The sequence below is a fragment of the Micromonospora sp. DT63 genome, assembly GCF_049841615.1.
Lineage (GTDB): Bacteria > Actinomycetota > Actinomycetes > Mycobacteriales > Micromonosporaceae > Micromonospora.
On the sequence record NZ_JBNCKQ010000004.1, the window covers coordinates 180,332 to 196,738 of the forward strand.

Consider the following 16,407-nt stretch of genomic DNA (forward strand, 5'->3'; position numbering starts at 1 on the left):
CGGGCCGGCGCGTACCCTTGCACTGCCCGCGCCGCGACGACGGCGGCGGCGACCCTCAGTCCCGCGCAAAGACGAGCCCGAATCACGAAACGCCGGATAGTAACAAAAATCCGGCATCCTGATCGGCGTGTTCCGGTTCACCCTCGGCAACCGGGGCCGGTTCTGGCGCGTCATTAGGAGACGATGGGTCAGGGACCACGACTGTGAGGACATCATGCGAGCTAGCCAGGACCAGCTGATCCGGCCCCGTGGGCGACGCCGCGTGCTCGCGGCGGGGCTGCTCGCCGTGGCGCTGGCCTTCACCTCCGCCTGCACCGACAGCGACGGCGGCAAGCCGTCCTCGTGGCAGGGCGGCGACGAGAGCCCGGCACCCAAGGCCGCGGCCACCATCAGCGAGCCGGCGGCGGATGCCAAGGACGTGCCGGCGTCCACCGGCATTACCTTCAGCACGAAGGACGCCGAGGAGACCACTGTCGACCTCAAGGACGCGGCCGGCAAGGCGGTCGAGGGCACCCTCGCCAAGGATGGCAAGACGTGGCTTCCGAACGGGGCGCTCGAGTACGGCACCAGCTACACCGCCACGGTCACCGCCACCGGCGACGACGGCCGGCCGGCCACCGCGACCAGCAGCTTCACCACGATGGCCAAGCCCGACAAGCAGGTACGGGTGAGCAGCTTCCTCGGCGACAACCAGGTGGTCGGCGTCGGGATGCCGCTGATCGTGAAGTTCAGCCGTGCCGTGCCGGAGGACTACCGCGACGACGTCCAGCGCCGGATGACGGTGACCTCGACGCCGGCCCAGGAGGGCATCTGGCACTGGGTCAGTCCCACCGAGATCCGGTACCGGCCGAAGGAGTTCTGGAAGGCGAACACCAAGGTCTCCTACCGCGTTCAGGCCGGTGGCCTGCCGATGGGTGACGGCTACTACGGCCGCTCGGACCTCTCCGTGGACGTCAAGATCGGCTCATCGCTGATCATGACCGTGGACAACAAGACCAAGCGGATGACGGTGACCCGCAACGGCTCGGTGATCAAGACCATCCCGGTCAGCCTGGGCAAGAAGAGCACCCCCTCGTCCAGCGGGACGATGGTCGTGATCGAGAAACTGCGCAAGACCGTGTTCGACACGATGGAGGAGCTGGGCCCCGAGGAGGGCTACCGCACCAAGATTGACTTCGCGCAGCGACTCACCTGGGGTGGCGAGTTCATCCACGCGGCCCCCTGGTCCGAGGGGCAGCAGGGCAGCGTCAACGTCTCGCACGGCTGCGTGAACGTGTCGATGGCCAACGGTGACTGGCTGTTCAGGAACACCCAGATCGGCGACCCGATCACGGTCAAGGGCACCGAGCGCAAGCTCCAGAACGGCAACGGCTGGACCGACTGGAACATGAGCTGGGACGAGTACGTCAAGGGCAGCGCCCTGCCGTACGAGCCGCCGGCCGACCCGGACGCCACGTCGACCCCGGACGGCGCCGGCACCCCGTCCGCCACGCCGACCGCCTGAGCCCCACGCACCATCGACTCGTCTTACAGGAATCCGGGGTGTCCCCGCTGACGGGACACCCCGGATTCCTGTAAGTCCACCGTCAGGTGTCATCAGCGAATCCAACCGACGACCCGGTCGTACAGCTCGCCCGGGTCGTCGTCGGGCCGCTCCCGGCTGGCGACGTAGTACAGCGCACCGACGTGCATGGAAAGCCCAATACGGTCGCGGCCGTACAGCTCGAACAGGCGGACCTGTGCGGGCGGGCAAGGCCAGGACGTGCCCGGCGCACAACTCTGGCACTCCCACTCGGGGCGGCGCGGCACGTGCTCGTCGGCGAGCCGTGCCTCAAGCACGGTCAGTTCACGGATCGCCCGCTGGTGGTGCGCCTCTACCCCAGCCCGGGCGGTGGTCGGTTCTTCCATCATGGCGTCGGCCCGTCGGCCAAATGCTCGGCCCGCCGACGGGCCGCCAGGTCGAGTAGGCGCTGATGCGCGGCCAGCCGGTCCGCGGCTTGCCAGGCCCGGCCGGCCGTGGGGTCGCAGCGGGGCCACTGCCGAGCGATTCGTTTGATCATGTGCCACATCGACATCCCTTCCCGGTGGGTGGCCGCATAGGCAAGGTGCTGCGGCAACACGTCGTCTGGGACTCCCCGCTACCGGCAGCGATGGTTGCTGACCGGAGCCGTCCGATAGCAGGGAGCTATTCGAAACCTAGTGCACTAGGTTCGCCCGAACAAGCCCGCCGCGCAAACTTGGCACGCCAGGTTGCCTGTGATCGACTGGTCGTGCTGACCGGAGGTTGTATTCCCATGGCTAAGACGCCTGCCTATCTGGCGATCGCCGCTGAGTTACGCGCCGAGATCCAGTCCGGCGCGTTGGCGGCGGGTGCCAAGTTGCCCAGCGAGACCAAGCTCATGACCCGGTTCGGCGTAAGCCGCACCGTCGCGAAGTGGGCGATCAGCGTGCTCAAGGGTGAAGGTCTCGTCGAGGGCCGGGCAGGCTCCGGCGTCTACGTCCAGGCCACTCGACGGCTGGTGCGGCGTGCACCCGGCCGCGACGTCCGCAGCAGTTCCGGATCGACGTCGCCGTTCGCCCGGGACGCGGCCCGCGCCGGCCAGCAGGCCACCTGGGAGCACGAGAGCCGCCACGAGCAGGCCGATGAGCGGATCGCGGTGCGCCTCGGCGTCGAGCCGGGCACTCCCGTCATGCGGACGGCATATCGGTTCTTGTCCGACGGCGAGCCGGTCCAACTCTCGACGTCGTACGAGCCGCTGAGCATCACGGGCGGAACACCGGTCGAGTGGCCCGAGGGCGGCACGGCCGTCGGCGTGGTCGCCCGAATGGACGCGATCGGCGTGCGCGTCGACGAGTTCGAAGAGCGAATCAGTAGTCGGCCTGCGCTGGACGCGGAGGCGGACGCGCTGCGTCTGCCTGGTAGGCCGGCGGACGTGTACGAGATCGATCGGACGTACTTCGCCGGGGGCACGCCGGTCGAGACGGCGACTATCGTGCTGCCGCGCGGGCGATACGAGCTGATCTACCGGATACCGGTGGACTGATTTTCCCTACCAGTCCCCTATGACGGCTCAGGCCCCCTCCGAAGAGGGGGCCTGAGCCGCAGTGGAAGAGATCCACTAGTGGGGTGACTGATGGGAATTGAACCCACGACAACCGGGACCACAACCCGGTGCTCTGCCAACTGAGCTACAGCCACCACGCCTCCGACGCCCGGTCGATCGCCCCGGGCGGGGTGCGGACCAATAATAGCCACACCACCGCTCACGGCGTCCAGCGGGTTCCCCGCCGACCGCGCGGCCCCGCTCTAGAGCTCGGCGGCGATGCCCTTGGCGGTCTCGACGTCCGGGCCGGGAAGCGGAACGAAGATGGTGCGCCGGTAGTACTCCAGCTCCCGGATGCTCTCGCGGATGTCGGCGAGCGCCCGGTGCGCCAGGCCCTTCTGCGGCTGACCGAAGTACACCCGGGGGTACCAGCGGCGGCAGAGTTCCTTGATCGACGACACGTCGATCATGCGGTAGTGCAGGTGCGCGTCGAGGCGGGGCATGTCCCGGGCGATGAAGCCACGGTCGGTGGCGATCGAGTTGCCGCACAGTGGCGCGGTGCGCGGGTCCTTGACGAAGGTGCTGACGTACTCCAGCACCCGGTCCTCGGCCTCGGCCAGGGTGACCGCCGAGCGGCGGACCTCCTCGGTGAGGCCGGACTTGGCGTGCATGGTCTGGACGATCTCCGGCATCGCCTCCAACGCGGCCTCGTCGGCGTGGATCACCACGTCGACACCATCACCCAGCACGTTGAGGTCGGGGTCGGTGACCAGTGCCGCGACCTCGATCAGCTTGTCACTGCCAAGGTCCAACCCGGTCATCTCACAGTCGATCCAGACGAGGAGATCAGCCACCGGGACAGCCTACGCGCAGCCCACGCCCCACGGCTGCGCGCTCTCGGCCGGACGGACCGCTAGGGTTTCTCAAGTGCCAGTCAAACCCGTCGCACCGCCCGCCGTCACCGACGACGATCCCGGCGGCCGTACGGTCCGTCGGCTGGTCGCGATCGTGGCGCTGATCGCCGTGCTGCCGGCGCTCTACCTGCCCGGCCTGGTGCACAACTTCTTCGACCTGAAGATCTACATGTCGGCGATGGACTGGTGGACGGCCGGCCACCCGCTCTACGACTACGTCCAGCCGGACCGCGTGCAGGGTGAGCTGTACTTCACGTACCCACCGTTCAGCGCGCTGCTGCTGTGGCCGTTCGGGCTGATCCGGCTCGGCGCCACCGTGGCGATCTTCACGGTGCTCACTCTGGTGGCCGTGGTGGTGACCACCCGGTGGCTGGTGACGCCGGTGATCGCCCGGCACCACCTGCCGCGAACGTTCACCCTGACCGTGGCCGTCCTGCTGGTGCTGGCGGTGGAGAGCACCCGGGAGACGATCACGTTCGGGCAGATCAACATGCTGCTGGTCGTGCTGATCCTGGCCGACCTGCTGTTCGCCGTACCGCAGGCACGGCGCTGGGCGGGGGTCGGCGTGGGGCTGGCGACGGCGCTCAAGCTCTTCCCGGGCATCTTCATCGTGTACCTGCTGGCCACCCGACGGTGGCGGGCCGCCGCGGTGGCGAGCGCGACGGCGGCGGCGGCGACGCTGCTCGCGGCGGCGGTCGCGCCCCGGGACTCGTGGCGGTTCTGGACGCAGGAGCTGTGGGACAACGACCGGGTGGGTCGCACCGACTACACCGGCAACCAGTCGCTCTTCGGGCTGCTCAGCCGGTTCACCGCGCCGGAGAAGCCGGACCGGTTGCTGTGGCTCCTGGTGGTCGCGGTGGTGGCCGGTTACGGCCTGTGGCGGGCTGCCCGCGCCGCGCGTGCCGGTGACGCGCTGACCGGCCTGACCCTGACCGGCCTGGTCGGCGCTCTGGTCAGCCCGATCACCTGGACCCACCACATCTACTGGTTCGTGCCGGCGGTGGTGGTGCTCGCCGACGCGGCGTTGAGCGCGAACCGGCCGGAGGAGTCCCGTCGACGGCGGTGGCTCGCCGGGCTCGCCGTGGGAACCGCCGCGTTGATCATTTACGGCGTGGTGTCGTTCCACGACTGGGGGGTGGCGCCGGTCCGCACCGACGACCCGGTGGACTTCGTGGCGCGCAACGGCTATGTGCTGCTCAGCCTGCTGCTGCTGGTGGTCCTGCCGGTCCGCGTGGCCCGCCCGGTCCGGACCGTGGAAAAGTCGCACCAAATGGACACAACTCCCCAGTAGCGACCATCGGCGCTAATCTGGACTCACCTACCTCAAGCGTCGCTCGGGTAGCACCGATCCCCCGGTGAGAGTGGCCCTCCGCGTCGGCAGCGCGGAGGGCCACTCGCCGCTTCAGTCCGTCGGCATCGGCCGTGCCGTGGGTTCGGCGCCGGCGGGCGGCCACGCCAGGCTCAACGCCACCTCCGGCGGGCGGGGCAGCCGGGCCGGCACGTCCAGGTCGGCGAGGGTGACCGGCTGGGTCGGTTCGGCGCCGGACGCCGACCGGGGCCACCCGGCCGCGCCGGAGCCGACCGGGACGAGCTGTCGCACCGCCGGCAACGGCGGGGCCGCACCGGAATTCCGGGAACTCAGGCCGCTGAGCGACGTGACCCCGAGCCGGCCGGCGAGCACCGGCACCTGGTCCGGTTCGACAACGAAGACCACCTCGCGCGGACGCGGCGGACGCAGCAGGAGCAGCACCGCGCACGCCACCAGCAGCACCCCCACCGCCAGCAGGCCCCAGGTGACCGGACCGACCCAACCCGCGCTCAGTTCGGCGCGCAGATCCAGGCTCAGGTCGGCGCGGCCGTCCGGGCGCATCACCACCAGGCTCATCGACTCGCCGCTCAGCTCGTCGGCGCTCCACTGGAGGGTGCCGACACCCTCGCGTACCCAGAACGGGCGACCGAGCGGGGTGACTGCCGCACCGGCGGGCGGAGCCGCCGCCGGGACCGCCGGGTCCGTGCGGACCGGCAGCGGACCTCGGGCCAACGCCACCCGGCGGACCGAGGCGTACGGCACCGACTCCAGCCACCGACGCACCTCGGAGGTGGGCGCCAGCCCCACGAAGGCCGGGCCGTCGGGGGTACGGGCGTCGAGCCGGAGGCGGGTCTGCGCGGCGCGCGTGAAGGGCGCCTCCCGCCGCAGCAACCGGTCGAGGTCGGTGACCACTACCGCGTGGCCGGGGGTGCGGACCGTCTCGAACCGGGCGGTGAAGGTCCCACCGGGGTCGGCGTGCCGGGTGACGAGCCACAGCCCGCCGCCGGCGAACAGCGCCGGAATCCCGATGACCAACAGCAGCATTCCGGTGATCACCCGCACGAACCGCATTCGCAGCGTCCCCCTCCGTAGCCAGATACCCGGCCGACCTTACCGACGTAGACCGGCTGATCAGGGGATATCGACGGCACGGCCGGCTTCGGTCGGCGAAAGCACGCTGGCCCGCCGGAATCCGGCGGGCCAGCGGTGAGCGACGGGTCAGGACTTCGCGACCGGGCTCCGGCGGGTCCGGGCGAACGCGAGACCGCCGAGCACCAGGCCGGCCAGGCCGGCGACGAGGCCGGCGATGCCGAGGCCGATCGCGGTGCCGTCGCTCTCGTCATCGTCGTCGTCGGCCGCGGCGACTGCCGTAGCGGCCGGGGCGGCCGACGCCGACGGCCCTGCGGCGGTGAGGGTGAGCACCGGGGCGGGCTTCTCCGGCTCCTCGCCGCCCGGCTGCGGCTCGTCGATCCAGCGCGAGATGTTGCCGTCCGAGTACGTCTGGAGGGTCTTGAAGACCATCGACTCGACCTTCGGCAGCGGCCCCATGGAGACGCCGAACTCCTGGAACTGGCCCGGCTTGACCGCCGCGTCACCGGTAGCCGTCCAGGTGATCTTGGAGACCGCCTCGGTGAGCTGGCTGCCGTGCACGTCGATCGGCGGGTCCACCTTGCGCTTCTCCGTCGTCACCGTCCAACCCGGCACCGGGATGGTCGACACCGAGCCGATCGGCGCGTTCTCCGGCAGCACGACCTCCAGCTTGGTGGTCGACGCGGTGTCACTCTCGTTGGGCACCCGGAACGCCACCCGGGCGTAGCCGCCCTGGGTCGCCTCCTTCGGGTTCACCGTGACGTGGGCGGACGCCGGCCCGGCGAAGCCGAGCACGGCGGTGGCGACGGCGGTGAACGCCAGGGCGGCAGCGGCGGTTGCGGTACGCCGGAGACGGATCATGGGCTTGGGAAACCTCTCTAACGGATCGGCACGGTGGCGGTCACCGTGGCCTGGTCGATGTCGGACGTACGAACGGTGATCTTCAACTGCCAGTCGCCGGCGGCCGGCAGGCTGATGTCGCCGTAGGAGTGGTTGTCGGTAAGCGGCAGCAGCGGCAGCTCGATCGGCTCGATCCCGGCCGAGGGCAGCGCGGCGGTCGCCCGCCACTCCGCCACCGGCTGCGGCTGGTTGTCCTTGGTGTACGCGTACAGGTGCACCGAGTTGTTGCCCCGCTCGGCCGGGTCCAGCTCGACCTGGAGGGTGAACAGCGAGCTGGTCAGCGTGGTGGAGAAGAGCCCGGCCTGGGTGCCGGACGGCCCGGCCACGGCGGTGCGGGCGGGCGTGGTCTGCACCAGCGTCGCCGACAGCCCCAGCACCACCACGGTGACGGCCAACTCCACCAGGACCGCCCGGCGCACCGGCGTCGGTCGCTGGGCCGCCGTGCGTCGACGGACCAACTGCCGGGAGTACGCGGCCACGGCGATCACGATCGCGAACAGCCCGATCTTGGCGAGCAGCAGACGCCCGTACGTGGTGGTGAACAGGGCGTCCGGGGTGGCCACCTCGATCAGCGCCTGGACGGTGCCCGCCAGCAGCAGGGCCGACACGGCGAGCGCCGCCCAGCGTGACCAGATCGGCAGGATCGCGCCCAACTCCCGCTCGTCGGCCTGGCGCAGCAGGAAGACGGCGAGCATCAGCAGGCCGCCCAGCCAGACCGCCATGCTGCCCAGGTGCACCGCGTCGACCACCACGGAGACCGCCGGCGCCGGGGAGGCCGCCGGGTGCCCGGCCAGCGGCCAGGTCAGCAGGGCCGCCCCGCCGAGCACGGCCAGGATGATCGCGTCGGCCCGGCCGGCCGGGCGGGCCAGCAGCGGCCGCAGCAGGAACGCCGAGGCCGCCAGCAGGCCGAGCCGGACCAGGTGGGCGGCGCCGAAGGCACTGCCGAACACGCTGCCGAACCCCTCGCCGGTCACCTCGAAGAGGCCGCCACCGGCGGTGTAGGGCACCTGCAACCACAGGTCGGCCAGGGTGGCCACGGCCACCAGGGAGAGACCGACCCAGGCCAGCCGGGTGGGACCCCGGCGGGAGAGCCGGCGCGGCCACAGCGCGGCGAGCACCAGCGCCGGCCCGACCAGCAGCACCAGACCGGCGTAGCCGAGGAAGCGGGCCACCTTCACGGCGTTCTCCACCACCGGGTCGGCGCGGCTGTCGTTGCCGGAATCGACAGGCGGCGTGGAGGGAGCGCCCACCGAGTAGGTGAACGCGCCGGAGACCGGGTGGCTGTCGGCGGAGATCACCCGGAAGGTCACCAGGTAGGTGCCGCGCTGACCGGCCGGGTCCACCGGGATGGTGACGACGCCACCCTCGAAGGACGGCTCGCCCCGGTCGGCCCGGGCGCCGTCCGGCGCGATGACCCGGATCTTGTCGGGCACCTTGCGGACCGACTCGCTGAACGTGAGCACCACCTCGGCCGGCCCGCTCGACACCACCGACGAGGCGGCCGGGCTGCTGCTCGACAGCACCGCGTGGGCGCTGGCCGGGGTGGCGGGCGCGATCAACAGGGCGACGACGGTGACCAGGAGGCCGGCGGCGGCGGCAAGCCGGGCGATCCAGCGGCGGGGTGCGACAGTCATGCCGGCCATGGTCGCCGACGGACCTGGATGTCGGCGACCCGAGGCGGGGGATCGGCTCACCTGTGGCCAGCCGCCAGCGCCGCGCACGAGAGGTCGCGTGTCATGAGCAGGTAGTCGGCTGGCGGCGGGGAAAAGTTCCCGACGTGGCGCAGACCATCCAAGGGCCGAAGGACCCTGACGTCACACCCGGCGGCGCGTAACCTGGTTTGTCGTGATCCCCGTCCCGCGTGACTCCGGTGCCGCCGGTGCGACAGGTGACGTCGCCCGGGACCCGGCGACCGAGTCGGCCCTGAGCGCGCGCGACGGCGACCCCGCAGCCCAGGCCGTGTTCGTCCGGCTGACCCAGGCCGAGGTGTGGCGCTTCGCGGCCGCTCTGGTGGGCCCGGACAGCGCCGACGACCTCACCCAGGAGACCTACCTGCGGGCGTTTCGGGCCCTGCCGGCGTTCGAGGGCCGGTCCAGCGTCCGCACGTGGCTGCTCGGCATCGCCCGGCGGGCCTGCGCCGACCATCTGCGGACGGTGATCCGGCGTCGCCGTCTCGACGAGCGGCTGGCCGCGAACGCGTACACCGACCGGCCGCATCCCGACCCGGCCGGGCAGCTCGGCGCCGCCGACCTCGTGCGCCGGCTGAGCCCCGAGCGACGTGCGGCGTTCGTGCTCACCCAACTGCTCGGCCTGTCGTACGCCGAGGCCGCCGACGTCGAGGGGGTGCCGGTGGGCACCATCCGCTCCCGGGTCGCCCGGGCCCGCGACGAGCTGGTCGAGGCCGTCGGCGACGCCCTCACCGGTTGAGTCCGGAACTTCCGGCGCAGACGGGACGACAAATGAACGTGACCGCACCCCCCATCCGGGCCGGCCGTTGGGCGGCCGTCCGCCCCTGGCTCAGCACGGCCGCCCGCCTCGGCCTCGCCGCCGTGTGGTTGGTCGCCGGGGCGTCGAAGGTCGGTGACCTGGCCGCCTCCGGCCGGGCCGTGAACGCCTACCAGGTGCTGCCGTACGACGTGGCGACAGTGGTCGGCGCCGCGCTGCCGTTCGTCGAGCTGGCCCTGGGCGTGCTGCTGCTGCTCGGTCTGGCCACCCGGCTCAGCGCGGGTATCTCCGTCGCGCTGCTGCTGGTCTTCATCGCGGGGATCTCCTCGGCCTGGACGCGTGGCCTGGCCATCGACTGCGGCTGCTTCGGCAGCGGCGGGCAGCTCGCCGAGGGACAGGCCCCGAGTTACCTCCCGGAGATCCTGCGGGACCTGGGATTCTTGGTGCTGGCCGGATTTCTGGTGATCTGGCCGCGTACGCCCGTCTCGGTGGACGGGTGGCTGTCCGCCGAACCGGCCGTGGAGGACGAGGATGAGTAGTCGCAAGGGGCAGCGGGACGCGGCTCGGGTCGTCCGCGAGCAACTGGCCCGCGAACGACGCCGCCGCCGCACGCTCTGGGTCTCCGCCGCCGCCGTCGCGGTGCTGGTCATCGCCGGCCTGATCGGCTGGAGCGTCTGGTCCAGCCAGCGCTCGGACGACTTCACCACCCCGCCCGGCGCCAACGAGCCCGGCACCGGCATCGTCGTCGGCGGCGGGCCGGTCACCGTCGACGTCTACGAGGACTTCCTCTGCCCGGTCTGCAAGCAGTTCGAGCAGAGCACCGGGGCGACGCTGGAGCAGCTCGTGTCCGAGAACAAGGCGAAGGTGGTCTACCACCCGGTCGCGTTCCTCAACCGCTTCTCCACCACCGAGTACTCCACGCGCTCGTCGGCCGCCTCCGGCTGCGCGGCGGCCGGCGGCAAGTTCCACGAGTACGCCAAGGCGCTCTTCGCCAAGCAGCCGCCCGAGGGCAGCGCCGGGCTCAGCGACGACGAGCTGATCGACATCGGCGTCGGCGTGGGACTGGACCGTGGCTCATTCGGCGGCTGCGTGTCCGATGGCACGTACAAGACGTGGACCGAGCACGTCACCGAGGAGGCCAGCCGCAGCGACGTCACCGGCACGCCCACCGTCCTGGTCAACGGTCAGCCACTCGCCGACCGCAGCCCGCAGGGCCTCACCGCTGCCGTGGCGGCGGCCGGCAAGTGATCCGTACCCTGCTGGCGCGCGCCACAGTGATCGCCGCCACCGCCTGCGCGGCGACAGTGCTCACCGCGGCGCCCGCCGCCGCGCACGGCGCGGACGCCCCGGACGGCTCCGACTACCGCACCCGCGTCACCGGCGTCACGCCGGCCCGGCCCGGCCTGACGGTACGGGTGATCGAGGCGGGTGCCCGACTGGAGCTGACCAACCGCACGGGCCGGGCCATCGAGGTGATCGGCTACTCCGGCGAGCCGTACCTGCGGGTCGGTCCGGACGGCGTGTACGAGAACAGCCGGTCCCCCGCCACCTACCTCAACCGCACCCTCGCCGGGGACACGGCGCTGCCGGCCGACGCCGACCCGGCCGCTCCGCCGTCCTGGCGACGCGTCGACGACGGGGTCAGCGTGCGCTGGCACGACCAGAGGGCCCTGTGGCAGGAGTCGGCACCACCGGACGTGGCACGCGCCGCGCCCGAGCGTGAGCACCGGGTCCGGGACTGGACGATCCCGCTGCGCGACGGCGCCGACCCCGCGCAGATAGCCGGCACGCTGGACTGGGTGCCACCGCCGGACGCGTACACCTGGTGGGCGGTGACCATCGTCGGCCTGCTCGCGGTGGGCGCGCTCGGCCTGCTCGCCGCCGCCTCCACGGCCGGCGCCCGGGCGCTGTCCGCGGTGGGCGCGCTGCTGGTCGTCGGCGGCGCGGTCGCCGTGCTCTACCCCGTGGGGCGGGAGCTGGACGCTGGCGCCCAGGGCGTCGGCGGGGTCCTCGCCGGGCTGCTGGGCGGTCAGGTCTGGGCGCTGCTCACCGGTCTGGGCGCGCTCGCCGCCGGTGCCTACGCGCTGGCCCGCCGCCCGGCGGCCGACTTCGTGGTGGCGCTGGCCGGCGCCTGCCTGGCCCTCTTCGCGGGCGCGGCGAACGCCGCGGTGTTCGCCCGGTCGGTCGCCCCGGTGCCGTGGTCACCCGAGGTCGCCCGCGCCATGGTGGCCGCAGTCCTGATCACCGGTGTCGGCGCGACAGCAGCCGGAGTCCTACGCCTGCACGCCACCTCCCGAGCCACGGTCCCGACCCGCTGACCTCCCCGCGATCTTGCACTTTGTGTCGGAGTTCTGCGGCTTTCGCGGCAAAAGCCGGGACAGCAAGTGCAAGATCGCCGAGAGCGGCGGCAGGGGGCTACGGGCGTGGGGTGAAGCCGTAGGGGAGTTCCAGGCGGTGGCTCGCCAGCAGGGGCTCGTTGCTCAGGAGGTCGTGGGTGGGTGCGTCGGCGACGATCCGGCCGGCGTCCAGGATCACCGAGCGTTCGCACAGCTCCGCCGCGTACGGCAGGTCGTGCGTGACCATCAGCAGGGTCACCGGCAGGCCACGCAGGATCTCGGCCAGCTCACGCCGGGCCGCCGGGTCCAAGTTCGACGAGGGCTCGTCAAGCACCAGGATCTCCGGGTGCATGGCCAGCACGGTGGCCACCGCCACCCGTCGGCGCTGCCCGAACGAGAGGTGCTGCGGTGCCCGGGCCCGATGCTCGCTCATCCCGACGGCGGCCAGCGCCTCGTCCACCCGGGCGGCCAGCTCCGCGCCACGCAGGCCCAGGTTGGCCGGCCCGAACGCCACATCCTCCGCCACCGTGGGCAAAAAGAGCTGGTCGTCCGGGTCCTGGAAGACGATGCCCACCCGGCGACGCACCTCGGCCAGGGTCGCCCGGTCCGGCGTGACAGTCAGCCCACCGACGCTCACGCTGCCCTCGGTCGGGGTGAGGATGCCGTTGAGGTGCAGCACCAGCGTCGTCTTACCGGCGCCGTTGGGCCCGAGCAGCGCCACCCGGTCACCGCGCGGCACCGTCAGGTCCACCCCGTGCAGGGCCACGTGACCGTCCGGGTACGCGTACCGGACGCCACGAACGTCCAGCGAGAGGGCGGTCTGCACGACACCGATCATGTCAGCACGACGGCGGTCGCGGCGATGGAGGCCGCCACCACCGGCACGGTCGCCGCGACCAGCCACTGACCTGCGGTCGCCGCGCCGTCGCCCTGCCACACCGCGGGCATCCGCCCCGTGTAGCCCCGCGACAGCATCGCCAGGTAGACCCGCTCGCCGCGCTCGAAGGCGCGCAGGAACAGCGCCCCGATGCCGGCGGCGAAGCCGCGCAGCTGCCACAGGAAGCGGGGGTCGTCACCCCGCGAGATCCGCGCCACCCGCATCCGCCGCGCCTCGCCGACCAGCACGTCGAGATAGCGCAGCATGAACGTGGCGATCTGGGTGAGCACCTGCGGGCAGTGCAGCCGGTCCAACCCGACGATCAGGTCCCGGGTGGTGGTGGTCGCCGCGAGCAGCAGCGAGGCGAGGACACCGAGAGTGCCCTTGGCCAGGATGTTCCACGCCCCGTGCAGGCCGTCCTCGGACAGCCGCAGCCCCAGCACCTCGACCCGCTCGCCGGCGCCCAGGAACGGCAGCGCCACCGCGAACAGCACGAACGGCAGCTCGATCAGCGCGCGACTGAGCAGCCAGCGCGGCCCGACCCGGGCCAGCGCCGCCACCCCGGCCACCAGCAGGGCGTACGCGCCGAAGGCCCAGAACGCCTCGCGCGGGGTGGCCACCACGGCGATCGTGAAGACCACCATCGCCACGATCTTGACCTCGGGCGGGAGCCGGTGCACCGGCGAGGTCGACTCGCGGTACAGCACATGCCCGTGACCGGCACCCATCCGCGTACCTCCTGCTCAGCCGGCCGCGCCGGTGCGGTGCCCGGCATCACTGGCGGTGACCGCGTCGCCGGTCGCGTCGGTAGTGGTCGACGCGTCGCGGGTGGCCGGGCCGTCGCCGGTGGTGGACGTGGTGCCTCGCCGCCGCAGCAGCCAGAAGCCGCCGACGCCGATCGCGAAGGTCACCAGCACCCCGAGCACCCCGGAGAGACCTGTCGAGACGAAGCTGTTCTCGATGCCCCGCACGCCGTAGTCGGCGAGCGGGCTGTCCCCCAGCTCGTGCTCGCGGGCCTGCTGCGCCGGGCAGCTGCCACCGACGATGTTGTCGTCGGCGTCGACGGTGCAGCCCTTGAGCAGGGAGGAGTCCAGGCCGTCCGGGTGCGACGAGGCGTAGTTGCTCACGACACCGGCGAGCAGCAGGGCGACCAGCAGACCGCCGGCCAGGAACGCCCAGGAACGGTTCTTCATCGGACACCTCCGGAAACCGGGACGACGGGGGTGGCGGGGGTGGGCAGCGCGCGCAGCGCGTACACCAGGTCGGGGCGCACCTTCGCGACGGTGAGCACTGTGGTCGCGGTGATCAGGCCCTCGCCGATGCCGATCAGCAGGTGTACGCCGGCCATCGTGCCGGCCAGGCCGGCGAGGTTGCCGCCCAGGTCGGTGGTGCCGCCCAGCCAGTACTCGACGACGAAGCCCTGGGACGCGACCACCACGCTGACCAGCGCCGCGACGAACGCGGTGACGGCCAGGCCGGCCCGCGTGCGGGGCAGCACCCGCAACAGCACGGCGATCAGCAGGTACGCCGCGGCGGTGCCGAGCAGCGCCATGTTGGTGATGTTCAGGCCGAGCATCGCCACACCGCCGTCGCCGAAGATCAGCGCCTGCACGACGAGCACCACTGCCACGCACAGCGCGCCGACCCACGGCCCGACCAGCATCGCGGCGAGCGCGCCACCGAGCAGGTGACCGCTCACACCGGCCGTGAAGATCGGAAAGTTGAGCATCTGGACGGCGAAGATGAACGCCGCGACCAGGCCGGCCATCGGGGCGAGCCGGTCGTCCAGGTCCCGCCGGCCGCGCAGGACGCATCCGGTGAGCGCGGCGAGCGCCAGGGCCGCGAAGACCGCCGCGACGGGGCCGTCGATGATCCCGTTCGAGATGTGCATCGCCAGTGTTTCCACGCGACCTCCCACGCGTCAGCGGACCCGACCGGGACCGGCCGGGTCAGCCTATTTCCTAGGAGTTGTTGTTGCCAGACTCTGGCAACAACGGATGGTCTTGATCACCTTTGGCGGGCCCCGACGTCGCGCGCCGGCCGCTTCCCGTTCGCTTTGGCGGCTCCGAGATCTTGGACAGTTTCCGTCAGCAGCTGACGGAAACTGTCCAAGATCTGCTCATGCCCCTGCCGGAGGAGGGCGTGCCGCCGACGCCGGCACCGGTACGCACGGCGGTAGGGTCGGGTCATGACCGCGCCCGACCGCCTCTCCCCCGGTGACCCCGCGCCCGAGTTCACCCTCCCCACCGACACCGGCGACCAGCTCTCCCTGGCCGACCTGCGGGGCCGCAAGGTGGTCCTGTACGCCTACCCGGCGGCGATGACCCCCGGCTGCACCAAGCAGGCGTGCGACTTTCGCGACTCGCTCGCCTCGCTCCAGGCGGCCGGCTACGAGGTGGTTGGCATCTCCCCGGACAAGCCGGAGAAGCTGGCGAAGTTCCGCGACCGCGACGCCATCACCTTCGCACTGGTGTCGGACGTGGACCGGGCGGTGCTCACCGCGTACGGGGCGTACGGCGAGAAGCAGCTGTACGGCAAGACCGTCACCGGCGTGATCCGCTCGACCTTCGTCATCGACGCCGACGGCAAGATCGAACGGGCGCTCTACAACGTCAAGGCCACCGGGCACGTCGCCAAGCTCCGCCGCGACCTCGGCCTGGACTGAACCTGGCGCACGCTCAAAGCGCGGGGTGAGTCACGGCACGACCTTCACCATCCTGAGGGAGGCCGGGCTCAACACCGTCGAAGCCAGACGCTCTAGACTTTGCGATTACGCGGGAGTGGCGGAACGGCAGACGCGCAGGTCTTAGGAACCTGTATCCGGAAGGATGTGGGGGTTCGAATCCCCTCTCCCGCACCGATCAACGGACACCGCGTGCCGCGGGAGCTGGCTGTCGGCCGCGTCACGATCACGGGCCGGGAGCCTGGCCGCCGGGTCAGGATGGGCGCCGTGAGTCTGCGCTTCGTCCTTGATCCCGAGCTGACCCCACGGCTGCGCGCCGACATCGTCGCCCTGTGGGTGGACGTCAGCAACGCCGGTGGCGCGGTGGGTTTCGTACCGCCGGTCACCGCCACCGATGTCCGTACGATCGCCGACCCGACGTTCGCGGGCATCGCGGACGGGCCGGACCGGCTGCTGGTCGGGTACGACGGCGACCGGCTTGTCGCGGTGCTGATCTTCGCCGACAACCGGTTCGGCCTCAAGGCGCACTGGTGTGTGCTGAAGCGGGTGATGGTCCACCCGGACACCCAGGGTGCGGGGCACGGGTCGGCGCTGATGCGCGAGGCCGCGCGACTGGGCCGGGAGTTGGGCCACGAGGCGCTGCACGTGACGGTGCGCGACGGGTTGGGGCTGGACGCGTTCTACCGCGGCCTCGGGTACCGGGAGATCGGTCGGCTGCCGGGCGCGCTGCGGGTGGCGCCGGGTGACGACCGCGACGAGATCCTCATGTGGCTCGACCTGACACCGACCGGCTGAGCCGCCAACCGCACC

At 71.8% G+C, this 16,407-nt stretch carries 18 protein-coding genes and 2 tRNA genes; 10 read left to right on the forward strand and 10 right to left on the reverse strand.

The window, feature by feature from the left end; translation table 11 throughout:
• Window positions 1-214 precede the first annotated feature (214 nt).
• A complete protein-coding gene (locus ACLQ27_RS16615) occupies window positions 215-1,504 on the forward strand; it encodes a L,D-transpeptidase (protein WP_357494073.1) in 1,290 nt (429 codons plus the stop codon).
• 92 nt (window positions 1,505-1,596) lie between these two features.
• Here ACLQ27_RS16615 and ACLQ27_RS16620 read toward each other — a convergent pair whose 3' ends face one another.
• Window positions 1,597-1,908, reverse strand: a complete 312-nt coding sequence (locus tag ACLQ27_RS16620; RefSeq protein WP_357573177.1) for a hypothetical protein — start codon at window positions 1,906-1,908, stop codon at window positions 1,597-1,599.
• A 362-nt stretch (window positions 1,909-2,270) separates the two neighbouring features.
• Between ACLQ27_RS16620 and ACLQ27_RS16625 the strand changes: the two genes are divergently transcribed.
• Entirely contained in the window at window positions 2,271-3,044 is a 774-nt protein-coding gene (locus ACLQ27_RS16625; RefSeq protein ID WP_357494069.1) for a GntR family transcriptional regulator, read from the forward strand.
• 79 nt (window positions 3,045-3,123) lie between these two features.
• Here ACLQ27_RS16625 and ACLQ27_RS16630 read toward each other — a convergent pair.
• Window positions 3,124-3,199 (reverse strand) — tRNA-His (locus ACLQ27_RS16630).
• A 108-nt stretch (window positions 3,200-3,307) separates the two neighbouring features.
• Window positions 3,308-3,898, reverse strand: coding sequence for an oligoribonuclease (gene orn, locus ACLQ27_RS16635; protein ID WP_308195323.1), 591 nt, complete (start codon window positions 3,896-3,898; stop codon window positions 3,308-3,310).
• 73 nt (window positions 3,899-3,971) lie between these two features.
• On the opposite strand from orn, the gene ACLQ27_RS16640 reads away from it, so the two are divergent.
• The gene (locus ACLQ27_RS16640; protein WP_425867507.1) at window positions 3,972-5,249 is read left to right on the forward strand and encodes a glycosyltransferase 87 family protein; all 1,278 of its coding nucleotides are present in this window, start codon (window positions 3,972-3,974) and stop codon (window positions 5,247-5,249) included.
• A 111-nt stretch (window positions 5,250-5,360) separates the two neighbouring features.
• Here ACLQ27_RS16640 and ACLQ27_RS16645 read toward each other — a convergent pair whose 3' ends face one another.
• From ACLQ27_RS16645 to ACLQ27_RS16655, 3 genes are all read right to left on the reverse strand, one after another.
• Window positions 5,361-6,338: a hypothetical protein gene (locus tag ACLQ27_RS16645; RefSeq protein WP_425867509.1), complete on the reverse strand. Its 978-nt coding sequence runs from the start codon at window positions 6,336-6,338 to the stop codon at window positions 5,361-5,363.
• 147 nt (window positions 6,339-6,485) lie between these two features.
• Complete coding sequence (locus ACLQ27_RS16650; protein WP_357494065.1) at window positions 6,486-7,217, reverse strand: YcnI family protein; 732 nt, start codon at window positions 7,215-7,217, stop codon at window positions 6,486-6,488.
• A gap of 17 nt (window positions 7,218-7,234) precedes the next feature.
• Window positions 7,235-8,899: a copper resistance CopC/CopD family protein gene (locus ACLQ27_RS16655; protein ID WP_234581420.1), complete on the reverse strand. Its 1,665-nt coding sequence runs from the start codon at window positions 8,897-8,899 to the stop codon at window positions 7,235-7,237.
• A gap of 202 nt (window positions 8,900-9,101) precedes the next feature.
• On the opposite strand from ACLQ27_RS16655, the gene ACLQ27_RS16660 reads away from it, so the two are divergent.
• The 4 genes from ACLQ27_RS16660 to ACLQ27_RS16675 are packed head-to-tail and all read left to right on the forward strand — an operon-like array spanning window position 9,102 to window position 12,019.
• Window positions 9,102-9,683: a sigma-70 family RNA polymerase sigma factor gene (locus tag ACLQ27_RS16660; protein ID WP_357494061.1), complete on the forward strand. Its 582-nt coding sequence runs from the start codon at window positions 9,102-9,104 to the stop codon at window positions 9,681-9,683.
• 32 nt (window positions 9,684-9,715) lie between these two features.
• Window positions 9,716-10,240 (forward strand): MauE/DoxX family redox-associated membrane protein, encoded by a 525-nt coding sequence (locus ACLQ27_RS16665; RefSeq protein ID WP_357494059.1) that lies wholly within the window; start codon window positions 9,716-9,718, stop codon window positions 10,238-10,240.
• Entirely contained in the window at window positions 10,233-10,949 is a 717-nt protein-coding gene (locus ACLQ27_RS16670) for a DsbA family protein (protein WP_234581425.1), read from the forward strand. Before ACLQ27_RS16665 ends, ACLQ27_RS16670 begins: the two co-directional genes overlap by 8 nt.
• Window positions 10,946-12,019, forward strand: coding sequence for a hypothetical protein (locus ACLQ27_RS16675; RefSeq protein WP_357494057.1), 1,074 nt, complete (start codon window positions 10,946-10,948; stop codon window positions 12,017-12,019). The genes ACLQ27_RS16670 and ACLQ27_RS16675 overlap by 4 nt, the downstream gene beginning before the upstream one ends.
• A gap of 97 nt (window positions 12,020-12,116) precedes the next feature.
• Here ACLQ27_RS16675 and ACLQ27_RS16680 read toward each other — a convergent pair whose 3' ends face one another.
• The 4 genes from ACLQ27_RS16680 to ACLQ27_RS16695 are packed head-to-tail and all read right to left on the reverse strand — an operon-like array spanning window position 12,117 to window position 14,820.
• Entirely contained in the window at window positions 12,117-12,875 is a 759-nt protein-coding gene (locus tag ACLQ27_RS16680) for an energy-coupling factor ABC transporter ATP-binding protein (RefSeq protein WP_357494055.1), read from the reverse strand.
• Window positions 12,872-13,642: a cobalt ECF transporter T component CbiQ gene (gene cbiQ, locus ACLQ27_RS16685; RefSeq protein WP_357494053.1), complete on the reverse strand. Its 771-nt coding sequence runs from the start codon at window positions 13,640-13,642 to the stop codon at window positions 12,872-12,874. Before cbiQ ends, ACLQ27_RS16680 begins: the two co-directional genes overlap by 4 nt.
• 15 nt (window positions 13,643-13,657) lie before the next feature.
• Window positions 13,658-14,107 (reverse strand): PDGLE domain-containing protein, encoded by a 450-nt coding sequence (locus tag ACLQ27_RS16690; protein WP_425867512.1) that lies wholly within the window; start codon window positions 14,105-14,107, stop codon window positions 13,658-13,660.
• Window positions 14,104-14,820, reverse strand: coding sequence for an energy-coupling factor ABC transporter permease (locus ACLQ27_RS16695; protein ID WP_357494049.1), 717 nt, complete (start codon window positions 14,818-14,820; stop codon window positions 14,104-14,106). Before ACLQ27_RS16695 ends, ACLQ27_RS16690 begins: the two co-directional genes overlap by 4 nt.
• 282 nt (window positions 14,821-15,102) lie before the next feature.
• Here ACLQ27_RS16695 and bcp point away from each other — a divergent pair, with 282 nt between their 5' ends.
• The 3 genes from bcp to ACLQ27_RS16710 all read left to right on the forward strand — a co-directional run bounded on the left by bcp (window position 15,103) and on the right by ACLQ27_RS16710 (window position 16,392).
• Entirely contained in the window at window positions 15,103-15,579 is a 477-nt protein-coding gene (gene bcp / locus ACLQ27_RS16700; RefSeq protein WP_425867514.1) for a thioredoxin-dependent thiol peroxidase, read from the forward strand.
• A gap of 109 nt (window positions 15,580-15,688) precedes the next feature.
• Window positions 15,689-15,771 (forward strand) — tRNA-Leu (locus tag ACLQ27_RS16705).
• Window positions 15,772-15,864: 93 nt separating this feature from the next.
• Window positions 15,865-16,392: a GNAT family N-acetyltransferase gene (locus ACLQ27_RS16710; protein ID WP_357494047.1), complete on the forward strand. Its 528-nt coding sequence runs from the start codon at window positions 15,865-15,867 to the stop codon at window positions 16,390-16,392.
• Window positions 16,393-16,407: the final 15 nt, after the last annotated feature.